Consider the following 12,650-nt stretch of genomic DNA (forward strand, 5'->3'; position numbering starts at 1 on the left):
GGTGGGTCCCGCAGCGCGATGCGGTGCGGGACCCACCCCAGGTCCGAGGGCTCTGCTCGACGGCCCTGGACCCATCCGTATCCTCGTCATCATGCTCGATGACCTCACCAGAAGTTCACCAGGAGTTCGAATCGCCGCAGGGCGCCCGAGCAGCCGCCCCGGAGGCGGACGCATCGCCGTACTTGACGGGCTTCGTCTGCTGGCAGCACTGATGGTGGTGGGCTACCACTATCTGGCCTTCGGGCGAGGCTGGGACCGCCCCGTCCAACAGCTCTTCCCGCACCTGTACCGGCTTGCCTCCTACGGCTGGCTCGGGGTCTACCTGTTCTTCCTGATCAGCGGCTTTGTGATCTGCCTCAGCTGCTGGGGGCGCGGACTGGGTTCGTTCTTCGTATCGCGCACGATTCGCCTCTACCCCGCCTACTGGTTCGCCGTTCTCCTCACCACCGTCGTCCTGACCTTCATCCCCGGCCCGTACCACCGGCTCTCCCTCAGCGATGTGGGCACCAATCTGACGATGATGCAGGAACCTGTGGGCATATCCGACGTTGACGGCGTCTACTGGACACTCTGGACGGAACTGCGCTTCTATCTCGTTTTCGCCCTGGTGGTCTGGAAGGGTCTGACGTATCGCCGAGTCGTCATCTTCTGCTGCCTCTGGGCCTGCGCCTCCATAGTCGCCGGGGGAATCAGCAGCCCGCTGCTGGATCTCGTGGTGATGCCCGACGTCAGTTGGTACTTCATCGCAGGCATGGCGTTCTTCCTGATGTGGAAGTTCCGCTCCACCGCGCTGCTGTGGGGGATCGTCGCCTTCAGCTTCCTGATGGGACAGCACTACCTGCTCCTGGAGCATGTCCGTGCCGAGGGCTATATGCGCCACACCATCCCGACCTGGGGCACGGCCGTGTTCCTGGTGGCGTTCTTCGCCCTGATGGCCGGAGTGGCTCTCGGCTGGTTCGACCGGATCGCCTGGCGCTGGCTCCCGTCGGCCGGCGCCCTGACGTATCCGCTCTATCTGCTGCATGAGTACATCGGCTGGAATGTGATCTCGCGACTCCAGCACCGCATACCGCCGCTTGCCCTGGTCGCCCTGCTCGTCGTCGGAATGGCCGCGCTCGCATGGTGCGTCAACCGATTCGTCGAGCGGCCCGGGTCCACGCTCCTGCGCAGGGTCCTGACATCGGCGGTCGCAGAGGCGAAATCGCTGCTTCCGCCGGGACGGAATCCAGGATCGCCCGGCCGGCAATCCGTTTGAGTACCACTCCGCACATGAGAAACGGTCCGCCGGCCCCGCCGGCGGACCGTTTCTCATTGGTTCAGACCCGCTGCGAGCCACCGAGCTGCAGGCCGGCCATGCGCTTCCACTCGTAGGCGCCGGTGCGGACCTTGAGGCCCAGCTCGCCCTCGAAGGACTCGTGCACGGTGATGCCGGAGAGTTCGGCCGCACGGGTGGCGACGGCATGGGTGGGGGCGACCTGGTCGCCCCAGGCACCGTCCGCGCCGACCAGCACGATGCGGGTGGAGATCCCGCCCACGTACTCCACCACGCCGTCGGCGCTGCCGCCGTGGGCGGCGGCGAAGGCGCGGATGTGCTTGGCGATGCGCTTGGCACGGCGCTCGGCGGAGGCCGAGCCGGCGGCGGAGGTGGTCTCTTGGCTCATACCGCTGATGCTACCCACGGGTAGCCCTCCTGACGACAGCGCCCCCGTGTGCCACGCGGCACACGGGGGCGACTGCTTCCGCGAGGTCTGTCCGGAGGACCAGCGGAGGACTACCGGAGGAAGGGGTCGATCGCGATCTCGACGAAGAGCAGCGTCAGATAGGTGATGGACCAGTGGAACAGCCGCATCTCCTTCAGCTTGGCGCCGATCACCCCGGCCCGGGCGCGGGCCAGCAGGCCGTGCGCCTCCTTCAGCCAGAAGCCGCCCAGCAGCACCGCGGCCACCGGGTACAGCCAGCTGGTGTGCGCCACCGGCCACAGCGCCAGCGACACCGCGACCATCACCCAGCTGTAGGCCACGATCTGCTTACCGACCGCCTCGTTGGTGGCGATCACCGGCAGCATGGGGATGCCGGCGTTGGCATAGTCGTCCTTCACCTTCATCGACAGCGGCCAGGTGTGCGGCGGCGTCCAGAAGAAGACGACCAGGAACAGCACCACCGGCGCCCAGCCCAGCGTGTCGGTCACCGCCGCCCAGCCGACGAAGACCGGCATGCAGCCGGCGATCCCGCCCCAGACGATGTTCTGCGCGGTGCGGCGCTTCAGGCCCAGGGTGTAGACGAAGACGTAGAACAGCAGCGCCGCCAGCGCCAGCCCCGCCGACAGCGGGTTCACCAGCAGCGCCAGCCAGACGGTGGAGCCGATCGCCAGCGCGATGCCGAAGGCCAGGCACTCGCGCGGCGACACCATGCCGGTCACCAGCGGACGCCGTTCGGTGCGGTGCATCAGCGCGTCGATGTCCCGGTCGATGTACATGTTCAGCGCGTTGGCGCCGCCCGCGGAGAGGTAGCCGCCGATCACGACGTACAGGACCAGCGAGAGGTCCGGGACACCGCGCTGCGCCAGGAACATCACCGGAACGGTGGTGATCAGCAGCAGTTCGATGATCCGCGGTTTGGTCAGTGCGATGAAGGCCCCGACACGGGCCGGCAGCGGCCGGTGCCCGGGGTTCGCCTTGACCAGCCCGGCTGGGCGGGAATCGACGGCGGTCACGAACACCCCTGGGTTGGTGGAGATCCGCAGGCGCCCGGAAGGAGAACCGGCGGCCCTGCGCGTACCACGCCACCTTAGACGCTGCCCATGACCGCTTCGGCGGCGGGTCCTGGTTGGGGTAACCGTGTTGCCCCGTTCAGCGGGCGGTTCCCCGGACGATCCCTCAGGCTGGCAACGTGGACGGGCTGCTGGTCGCCAGGCGTCGTCGAACGGCTGTCCGAGCCGATCAGGAGCGGGCCGAAAACCCGTCCGGACCGGCGGCGGAGCGGCTTCCGGGACTGGACGCAGTGTCCGCCTGTTGGGCTGACCCGAGAACGAGCGTACGCATGAGCGGTAGGCTCGCCTCGTACAGCGGGTCAACGCTCTGTGACCAGGGTCCGCCACCGTCGACGGTCTGCGGCACGGGGTCGAATGACGATACGGAAGGAGCCCTGATTCAGGGTGAGTGCGACGCCGAGTAACACCTTTGAGTGGACCGAGCTCGACCAGCGGGCGGTGGACACGGTCCGAGTGCTGGCGGTGGACGCCGTGCAGAAGGTGGGGAACGGGCACCCGGGCACAGCGATGTCGCTGGCCCCGGCCGCGTACCTGATCTTCCAGCGCTTCCTGCAGCACGATCCGGCCGATCCGGCCTGGACCGGGCGCGACCGCTTCGTCCTCTCCCCCGGACACACCAGCCTGACCCTCTACATCCAGCTGTACCTCTCCGGTTACGGGCTGTCGCTGGAGGACCTCAAGTCCTTCCGCACCTGGGGCTCACTCACCCCGGGCCACCCCGAGCACGGCCACACCGCGGGCGTCGAGACCACCACCGGGCCGCTCGGCCAGGGGGTCGGCAACGCCGTGGGCATGGCCATGGCCGCCCGCTACGAGCGGGGCCTGTTCGACCCGGAGGCGCCCGCGGGCGCCTCCCCGTTCGACCACACCATCTGGGGCATCTGCTCCGACGGCGACCTGGAGGAGGGCATCTCCGGCGAGGCCTCCTCGCTGGCCGGCCACCAGAAGCTGGGCAACCTGGTCTTCCTCTACGACGACAACCACATCTCGATCGAGGGCGACACCGAGACCGCCTTCTCCGAGGACGTGCTCAAGCGCTACGAGGCCTACGGCTGGCACGTCCAGCGGGTCGCCCCGTCCCCCAGCGGCGACATCGACCCCACGGCGCTGCACGAGGCCATGGTCATCGCCAAGGCCGAGACCGAGCGCCCCTCGATGATCGCCATGCGCACCGTCATCGCCTGGCCCGCCCCCAACGCCAAGGGCACCGAGGAGTCGCACGGCTCCGCGCTCGGCGCGGACGAGGTCGCCGCCACCAAGCGGGTGCTCGGCTTCGACCCGGAGAAGTCCTTCGACGTCGCGGCCGAGGTGCTGGCGCACGCCCGCCAGGTCGGCGACCGCGGCCACGAGGCACACGCCGCCTGGTCCAAGCGCTTCGCGGACTGGCGCCTGGCCAACCCGAAGCGCGCGGCCGAGTTCGACCGGATCACGGCCGGCGAGCTGCCCGACGGCTGGGAGAAGGCGCTGCCGTCCTTCGCGGCCGGCAAGGACGTCGCCACCCGCAAGGCCTCCGGCGAGGTGCTGAAGGCGCTGGGCGCGGTCATCCCGGAGCTGTGGGGCGGTTCGGCCGACCTGGCCGGTTCCAACCTCACCACCATCGACAAGAACTCCTCGTTCCTGCCGGTGGGCAACCCGCTGCCGGGTGCCGACCCGTACGGCCGCACGATCCACTTCGGGATCCGCGAGCACGCCATGGGCTCGACCATGAACGGCATCGCGCTGCACGGCAACACCCGCGTCTACGGCGGCACCTTCCTGGTGTTCTCCGACTACATGCGCCCGGCGGTGCGGCTGGCCGCGCTGATGAAGCTGCCGGTCACCTACGTGTGGACGCACGACTCCATCGGCCTGGGCGAGGACGGCCCGACCCACCAGCCGATCGAGCACATGGCCGCGCTGCGCGCCATCCCCGGGCTGAACATGGTCCGTCCGGCCGACGCCAACGAGACCGCCGCCGTCTGGCGCGAGATCCTGCGCCGGCACGCGGACAAGCCCGCCCCGCACGGAATGGCGCTGACCCGCCAGAACGTCCCCAGCTACGAGGCGAACCCGGACGCGGCCCGCGGTGGCTACGTGCTGTTCGAGGCCGAGGGCGGTGCGGCCCAGGTGGTCCTCATCGGCACCGGCTCCGAGGTGCAGCTCGCGGTCGCGGCCCGGGAGACCCTGCAGGCCGCCGGCATCCCCACCCGGGTGGTGTCGATGCCCTGCGTCGAGTGGTTCGAGGAGCAGGACCTGGCCTACCGGGACAGCGTGCTGCCGCCCGCGGTCCGGGCCCGGGTCGCGGTCGAGGCCGGGATCGCGCTGACCTGGTACCGCTACACCGGCAATGCCGGACGCATCGTCAGCCTGGAGCACTTCGGTGCCTCGGCCGACTACAAGGTGCTGTACCGCGAGTTCGGCCTGACCCCCGAGGCCGTGGTCGCCGCCGCCCACGAGTCCCTCGCCGACGTCGCCAACGGTCGTTGAGCGAGCCGAGCCGTCCAGCTGAACCAACAGAGCCAAAGAGAGAAGTGACGACGATCATGACTGACGCCCTGAAGCGCCTCAGCGACGAAGGCGTGGCGATCTGGCTGGACGACCTCAGCCGCAAGCGCCTGACCTCCGGCAACCTCGCCGAACTGGTCCGCGGGAAGCATGTCGTCGGGGTCACCACCAACCCGACCATCTTCCAGAAGGCCATCGGCGGCAGCGACGACGCCTACGACGCGCAGCTGCGCGACCTCGCCGTGCGCGGGGTCACCGTGGACGAGGCGGTCCGGATGATGACCGCCGCCGACGTCCGCGAGGCCGCCGACGTGCTCCGTCCGGTCTACGACGCGAGCAACGGCCGCGACGGCCGGGTGTCCATCGAGGTGGACCCGCGGCTGGCGCACCAGACCGAGGCCACCATCGCCGAGGCCAAGCAGCTGGCCTGGCTGGTGGACCGTCCCAACACCCTGATCAAGATCCCGGCGACGCTGGCGGGCCTGCCCGCGATCACCGCCGTGATCGGCCAGGGGATCAGCGTCAACGTGACGCTGATCTTCTCGCTGGACCGCTACCGGGGCGTCATGGACGCGTTCCTGACCGGTCTGGAGCAGGCCAAGGCCACCGGCCACGACCTGTCCTCGATCGAGTCGGTCGCCTCCTTCTTCGTCTCGCGGGTCGACACCGAGGTCGACAAGCGCCTCGACAAGCTGGCCACCGACGCCGCCAAGGCCGCCAAGAGCAAGGCCGCGGTCGCCAACGCCCAGCTGGCCTACCAGGCCTACGAGGAGGTCTTCGGCTCGGCCGACGGCCGCACCGCCCCCTCCGACCGCTGGAAGGCGCTGGCGGAGGCCGGTGCCAAGCCGCAGCGTCCGCTGTGGGCCTCGACCGGCGTCAAGGACCCGTCCCTGGACGACACCCTGTACGTGGTCGAGCTGGTGGCGCCGGGCACGGTCAACACCATGCCCGAGGCCACCCTGAACGCCGTCGCCGACCACGGCGTGGTCCGCGGCGACTCGGTGACCGGCTCGTACGCCCAGGCGCAGGCCGACATCGACGCGCTGGCCGCGCTCGGCGTCTCCTACGACGACGTCGTCCAGGTCCTGGAGGACGAGGGCGTGGAGAAGTTCGAGACCTCCTGGAAGGAGCTGCTCGACACCGTGTCCACGTCGCTGCTGAAGTTCGCCCCGGAGAAGTCCAGTGCAAAGGACGGTGCCGCCAAGTGACTGACGAAGCAGTGTCCGATCTCGTGGCTTCCAGCCTCGACGGCACCGTCCTGGAGGACGAGGCCGACCTGAACAGGTGGATCAACCCGCTGCGTGACCCGGCCGACCGACGGCTCCCGCGGATCGCGGGGCCGTCCGGCCTGGTCATCTTCGGCGTCACCGGCGACCTGTCGCGCAAGAAGCTGATGCCGGCGGTCTACGACCTGGCCAACCGCGGCCTGCTGCCGCCGGGCTTCTCGCTGATCGGCTTCGCCCGCCGCGACTGGGAGCACGAGGACTTCGCCCAGGTCGTCCACGACTCCGTCAAGGAGCACGCGCGCACCCCCTTCCGCGAGGAGGTGTGGCAGCAGCTCGCCAAGGGCATGCGCTTCGTCCAGGGCGAGTTCGTCGACAACGACGCCTTCGAGAAGCTGCGCGAGACCATCGAGGAGCTGGACAAGGCGCAGGGCACGGGCGGCAACTTCGCCTTCTACCTGTCCGTCCCGCCGAAGTTCTTCCCGCAGGTGGTCCAGCAGCTGAAGGCGCACGGCCTGGCCGACCCGCCGAAGGGCTCCTGGCGGCGCGCGGTCATCGAGAAGCCGTTCGGCCACGACCTGAAGAGCGCTCAGGAGCTCAACGCGGTCGTGCACTCGGTGTTCCCGCGCGACGAGGTCTTCCGGATCGACCACTACCTGGGCAAGGAGACGGTCCAGAACATCCTGGCGCTGCGCTTCGCCAACTCGATGTTCGAGCCGATCTGGAACCGGTCGTACGTCGACCACGTGCAGATCACCATGGCCGAGGACATCGGCATCGGCGGTCGCGCCGGGTACTACGACGGCATCGGCTCGGCCCGTGACGTCATCCAGAACCACCTGCTGCAGCTGCTGGCGCTGACCGCCATCGAGGAGCCGGCGTCCTTCCACCCGAAGGCCCTGGTCGCCGAGAAGCTCAAGGTGCTGTCCGCGGTCAGGATCCCCCGGGACCTGGGCCGGCACACCGTGCGCGGCCAGTACACGCACGGCTGGCAGGGCGGCGAGGAGGTGCCCGGTTACCTGGAGGAGGACGGTATCGACCCCAACTCCACCACCGACACCTACGCCGCGATCAAGCTCGAGATCAACAACCGGCGCTGGGCCGGCGTCCCGTTCTATCTGCGCACCGGCAAGCGGCTGGGACGCCGGGTCACCGAGATCGCGGTGGTCTTCCAGCGCGCCCCGTACCTGCCGTTCGACTCCAGCGCCACCGAGGAGCTGGGGCAGAACGCCCTGGTGATCCGGGTGCAGCCGGACGAGGGCGTGACGCTGCGGTTCGGCTCCAAGGTCCCGGGCACCTCGATGGAGGTCCGCGACGTGAGCATGGACTTCGCCTACGGCGAGTCCTTCACGGAGTCCAGCCCGGAGGCCTACGAGCGGCTGATCCTGGACGTGCTGCTCGGCGACGCCAACCTCTTCCCCCGCCACCAGGAGGTGGAGGAGTCCTGGAAGATCCTCGACCCGATCGAGGCGTACTGGGAGAAGCACGGCAAGCCCGCCCCGTACGAGTCGGGCACCTGGGGCCCGGCCGAGGCGGACGAGATGCTCGCACGAGACGGTAGGAGCTGGCGCCGGCCATGAAGATCGATCTCACGGACACCACCTCCAGCAAGATCAACGCAGGACTGGTCGACGCCCGCCGGGCCATCGGCACCGGCGCGATCGGCATGGTGCTCACCCTGGTCATCGTCACCGACGAGGGCAGCGCCTACGACGCCCTCAAGGCGGCCGGCGAGGCCTCGCGCGAGCACCCCTCGCGGATCCTCGCGGTGATCCGCCGCCCCGGCCGTTCCCCGCGCGCCCGCGCCGAGGCCCGGCTGGACGCCGAGATCCGGGTCGGCTCCGACGCCGGCACCGGCGAGACCGTGCTGCTCCGGCTGCACGGCGAACTCGCCGCGCAGGCGCAGTCGGTGGTCCTGCCGCTGCTGCTCCCGGACGCCCCGGTCGTGGTCTGGTGGCCCGAGAACGCGCCCGACAACGCGGCCAAGGACCCGCTGGGCGCGCTGGCCCAGCGCCGGATCACCGACGCGGTCTCGGCCGAGTCGCCGGTGGAGCAGCTGGCCACCCGCGCCGCGACGTACACCCCCGGCGACACCGACCTGGCCTGGACCCGGATCACCCCGTGGCGCTCCATGCTGGCGGCGGCGCTGGACCAGCGGCACGCCAAGGTGGCCGCGGCCGTGGTCGAGGGCGAGTCGTACAACCCCAGCGCGGAACTGCTCGCGCTGTGGCTGGCCGACCGGCTGAACGTCAAGGTCGAGCGGGTCGTCAGCGACGGCCCGGGGCTGACCGCGGTACGGCTGCACACCGCGGGCGGCGACGTCACCCTGGAGCGCTCGGACGGGCTGATGGCGAAGCTGTCCATGCCCGACCAGCCGGACCGGATGGTGGCGCTGAAGCGCCGCGAGACGGCCGAGCTGATCGCCGAGGAGCTGCGCCGGCTGGACCCGGACGACATCTACGCCTCTGCGGTCCGCTACGGCGTGGACCGGCTGCGCCAGGACGCGCCCCCGGCCGGGCACGAGGTCATCGACCCGCGCCGGCCGGCCGCCAAGGCCCCGGCGGCCAAGGCGTCCTCCGCCCAGGAGGGCGCTGCCAAGGCGGGCGCGGAGGCTCCGGCCGAAGCGGACGCCCAGGCCAAGCCGGCCCGGAAGTCCGCCGCCTCGGCGAACCGGACCCAGAAGTGACGGCGCCTCAACTCGTGGTCCACCGCGACAAGGAGCTCATGGCCCTTGCCGCGGCGGCCCGGCTGATCACCCGGATCGTGGACGCCCAGTCCGCGCGCGGCAGCGCCTCGGTGGTGCTCACCGGCGGGCGCAACGGCAACGCGCTGCTCGCCGCGCTGGCCGCGTCCCCGGCCAGGGACGCGGTGGACTGGTCCCGGCTGGACCTGTGGTGGGGCGACGAGCGGTTCCTGCCCGAGGGCGACCCGGAGCGCAATGTCACCCAGGCCAGGGACGAGCTGCTCGACGCCGTTCCGCTCGACCCGGCGCGGGTGCACCCGATGCCGGCCTCGGACGGCGTGGACGGCGGCAACGCCGAGGCGGCGGCCGAGCGGTACGCGGCCGAGCTGGCCAAGGCGGCCGGTCCGGAGGACCGGGTCGGCGTGCCGGCCTTCGACGTGCTGCTGCTCGGCGTCGGCCCGGACACCCATGTGGCCTCGCTGTTCCCCGAACACCCCGGCGTGCGGGAGACCTCCCGTACCGTCGTGGGGGTGCGGGGCGCGCCGAAGCCGCCGCCGGTGCGGGTCTCGCTGACCCTCCCGGCGATCCGCGCGGCCCGCGAGGTGTGGCTGCTCGCGGCGGGCGAGGACAAGGCCGAGGCGGTCGCCCTGGCCCTGTCCGGCCCGGGCGAGATCCAGGCCCCGGCCTCCGGCGCCTACGGGCAGCAGCGCACCCTCTGGCTGCTGGACCGCGCGGCGGCGGCGAAGATCCCGCCCCAGCTCTACCCCCCGTCCTCCGCCTGACGGAATCCCGTGCCCTCCCGGGCCACCAGTGACGACGGCCCCGTGCCTCCCGCCGAAACCGGCGGAGGAACGGGGCCGTCGTCATGCAACCCTTTCGGGCTCAGCGGCATTAGAGAGGCAGAAAAGGGGGTGGGCCCATGGCGGAACGCAGGCGGGACATCGAGTTCACCGAATTCGTCAGCACGAAGTCACCATGGCTGCGCAAGGTCGCCTATCTGCTGTCCGGCGACTGGCACCGGGCGGACGATCTGACCCAGAGCACGATCACCAAGCTCTACACGCACTGGCACCGAGCCGGTGGCGTGGAGAACGTCGACGGCTACGCCCGGACGACGCTGGTGAACACCTTCCTCGCGGAACAGCGCTCGCCCTGGCGACGGGTGCTGCTGCGTCGCGTGGAGGACGACCGGGCCGGCCTGCCCGAGCCGGACCTGGACGCGATCCTCGACCTGCGGCAGGCGCTGACCGAGCTGCCCGCCCGTCAACGGGCGACCGTGGTCCTTCGGTACTACTGCGATCTGACGGTGGGGCAGACAGCCGAGGCGCTGAACTGCTCGGAAGGCACCGTGAAGAGCCAGACCGCGCGCGGCCTCGACGCCCTGCGCCGAGCGCTGCAGTCGCACCGGCAGAACGTCCTGGCAGGAGGCCTGGAGGCATGAGTACCGAGCAGTGCACGGAATCCGAACTGTCGGCGGAGCTGACGCTCCTGGCCGATTCACCCGCTCCCCCGAGCCGTGTCGACCCGGGCGCAGCGCTCGTTGTGGGCCGCCGACGGCTGCGCCGGCGCCGGGCCGCCACGACGGGTGCGACGGTCGCGCTCGTGGCGGTGGTGACCGTGACCGCGATCAGCCTTCCGCACGGGACGGGTGCGGTGGCCACTCCAGCGACGTCGGCCACCACACCCGCGCGCCCCACGGCCCCCGCTGTCGCGGCGAACGACCCGCTCGTCGGGGTCGCGCACTTCGGCTGGCTGCCGCCCTACGTGGCTCCCGAGGCCGGCTACGACTCGGGCTTCGACCACGGGATCGACTCGCTGGCACTCGGGCCGCTCAAGGCCGCGGGTGACGACAACCCGCACATCTGGCTGAACCTCTACCCCGCAGGCGTCACGCCCACCGTCGACAAGGCGGCCGACGGGCGGACTCAGTACGCGGTGTCCGCCCCCGACGTCCACGGGTCACCGGCGTACTGGGTCACCGCGGACCGGAGCGACCCCACCAACAACGGGGACATGACGCTGCGCTGGAAGACCGGGACCGGTCAGTGGGCCGAGATCCACGGCTACTACCTGCCGATGCAGGGCGTCCAGGCGACCATGGCGCGCATCGCCGAGGGAGTCGGCGTTGGGAACCGCGCCATACCCCTTCCCTACTACGTCACCGGGCTCCCGGCCGGCGCGAAGTTCGAGGGGATCAGCCTGAGCCGACCCTCGATGGACGTCAACGGCGGCCCCTGGGGGCTTGGCGTCGGCTACGCCCTGGACGGCTACCAGTTCGGCTGGCGGATGAGCGTGAACAAGGGCACTCCGCCTGCCCATGATCCGGGTGAGTTCTGCCGCACGATCAAGGGCGTCGACCTCTGCGTCAACGGCCAGCCCGGCGCCACCATGCCGGCGGCGATGGTCGCCGCCGGCGGCCTGCAGGGGCTGCTGACGCGGATCACTCCGCTCGGTACCGACGAGAGCACGTGGACCACCTCCGTGGTCCGTTGAGCCGACGGCCCCGGCCGCGCGCGTCCTGGGGTTCGAGGGAGACGGCAGGATCGGCGGGCGCCGGGCCCTGGGGGCGGATCCGGAGGAGACTCCGGCACGGCGGCATGGATCAGCGGGCCCCGTACGCCGGTTGGGGCGGGTCCGCTGCCGCCAGCAGCTTCCGTGTCGCCTCGCCCGCCTCGGCCGGGGACCAGCGGGCGCCGTTGCGGGCGGTGGGGCCGGCGCGCCAGCCCTCCATGACGGTGATGCGGTCGCCCTCGGCCTCGAACACCCGCCCGGTCACCCCGGCGCTGGCGTCGCTGCCCAGCCACACCACCAGTGGCGACACGTCCTCGGGCTCGGCGAGTTCGGCGTCGATCGCCCCCTCGGTCATCCGGGTCCGCGCCGCCGGGGCGATCGCGTTCACCTGGACGCCGTACGCGGCGAACTCCGCCGCCGCGACGAAGGTCAGCCCGAGGATGCCCGCCTTCGCCGCCGAGTAGTTGCCCTGGCCCACACTGCCCAGCAGCCCCGCCCCCGAGCTGGTGTTGACGATCCGCGCGGCGACCGTCCGTCCGGCCTTGGCCTCGGCCCGCCAGTGTGCCGCAGCGTGGCGCAGCGGCAGGAAGTGCCCCTTCAGGTGCACCCGCATCACCGCGTCCCAGTCGTCGCCGTCCAGGTTGACCAGCATCCGGTCGCGCAGGAAGCCGGCGTTGTTGACCAGGGTGTCGAGCCGGCCGAAGGCGTCCAGGGCGGTGGCGACCAGGCTCGCCGCGCCCTGCTCGGAGGCGATGTCGCCGCCGTGGGCGACGGCGCTGCCACCCAGCGCCCGGATCTCGGCGACCACGGCGGCGGCCGGGCTGTCGGCGGAGGGCTCGCCGTCCCGGCCGACGCCGAGGTCGTTGACGACGAGGTTGGCGCCCTCGGCGGCGAAGGCGAGGGCGTGGGCCCGGCCGAGGCCGCGTCCGGCGCCGGTGACGATCACAGTGCGACCCTGAGCCAGTCCGGGCATGGGCGA

11 protein-coding genes are annotated in these 12,650 nt (G+C 71.1%); 8 read left to right on the plus strand and 3 right to left on the minus strand.

All coding sequences use genetic code 11. The features are described from left to right. Window positions 1-91 precede the first annotated feature (91 nt). A complete protein-coding gene (locus ABH925_RS02895; protein WP_370145131.1) occupies window positions 92-1,255 on the plus strand; it encodes an acyltransferase family protein in 1,164 nt (387 codons plus the stop codon). Between the two features lie 61 nt (window positions 1,256-1,316). Here the strand turns inward: ABH925_RS02895 and ABH925_RS02900 are convergent, their stop codons facing one another. Beyond that, a complete protein-coding gene (locus tag ABH925_RS02900; protein WP_370145132.1) occupies window positions 1,317-1,661 on the minus strand; it encodes a hypothetical protein in 345 nt (114 codons plus the stop codon). A gap of 110 nt (window positions 1,662-1,771) precedes the next feature. Then, the gene (locus ABH925_RS02905; protein WP_370145133.1) at window positions 1,772-2,713 is read right to left on the minus strand and encodes a heme o synthase; all 942 of its coding nucleotides are present in this window, start codon (window positions 2,711-2,713) and stop codon (window positions 1,772-1,774) included. A 441-nt stretch (window positions 2,714-3,154) separates the two neighbouring features. On the opposite strand from ABH925_RS02905, the gene tkt reads away from it, so the two are divergent. The 7 genes from tkt (at window position 3,155) to ABH925_RS02940 (ending at window position 11,653) form a co-directional block, all read left to right on the plus strand. Beyond that, entirely contained in the window at window positions 3,155-5,236 is a 2,082-nt protein-coding gene (gene tkt / locus ABH925_RS02910) for a transketolase (protein WP_370145134.1), read from the plus strand. 56 nt (window positions 5,237-5,292) lie between these two features. Beyond that, window positions 5,293-6,462 carry a transaldolase gene (gene tal, locus ABH925_RS02915; protein WP_370145135.1) on the plus strand — a complete coding sequence of 390 codons (1,170 nt, stop codon included), beginning with the start codon at window positions 5,293-5,295 and terminating at the stop codon, window positions 6,460-6,462. A gap of 68 nt (window positions 6,463-6,530) precedes the next feature. After that, window positions 6,531-8,057, plus strand: coding sequence for a glucose-6-phosphate dehydrogenase (gene zwf / locus ABH925_RS02920; RefSeq protein WP_370145407.1), 1,527 nt, complete (start codon window positions 6,531-6,533; stop codon window positions 8,055-8,057). Continuing rightward, window positions 8,054-9,163: a glucose-6-phosphate dehydrogenase assembly protein OpcA gene (gene opcA, locus ABH925_RS02925; protein ID WP_370145136.1), complete on the plus strand. Its 1,110-nt coding sequence runs from the start codon at window positions 8,054-8,056 to the stop codon at window positions 9,161-9,163. Before zwf ends, opcA begins: the two co-directional genes overlap by 4 nt. Continuing rightward, entirely contained in the window at window positions 9,160-9,942 is a 783-nt protein-coding gene (gene pgl / locus ABH925_RS02930) for a 6-phosphogluconolactonase (RefSeq protein WP_370145137.1), read from the plus strand. The genes opcA and pgl overlap by 4 nt, the downstream gene beginning before the upstream one ends. A gap of 137 nt (window positions 9,943-10,079) precedes the next feature. Next, window positions 10,080-10,601: a SigE family RNA polymerase sigma factor gene (locus ABH925_RS02935; RefSeq protein WP_370145138.1), complete on the plus strand. Its 522-nt coding sequence runs from the start codon at window positions 10,080-10,082 to the stop codon at window positions 10,599-10,601. Beyond that, complete coding sequence (locus tag ABH925_RS02940) at window positions 10,598-11,653, plus strand: hypothetical protein (RefSeq protein ID WP_370145139.1); 1,056 nt, start codon at window positions 10,598-10,600, stop codon at window positions 11,651-11,653. The genes ABH925_RS02935 and ABH925_RS02940 overlap by 4 nt, the downstream gene beginning before the upstream one ends. 109 nt (window positions 11,654-11,762) lie before the next feature. Here the strand turns inward: ABH925_RS02940 and ABH925_RS02945 are convergent, their stop codons facing one another. Then, complete coding sequence (locus ABH925_RS02945) at window positions 11,763-12,644, minus strand: SDR family oxidoreductase (protein ID WP_370145140.1); 882 nt, start codon at window positions 12,642-12,644, stop codon at window positions 11,763-11,765. Window positions 12,645-12,650 lie beyond the last annotated feature (6 nt).

The sequence above is a fragment of the Streptacidiphilus sp. EB129 genome, assembly GCF_041262645.1.
Classification (GTDB): domain Bacteria; phylum Actinomycetota; class Actinomycetes; order Streptomycetales; family Streptomycetaceae; genus Streptacidiphilus.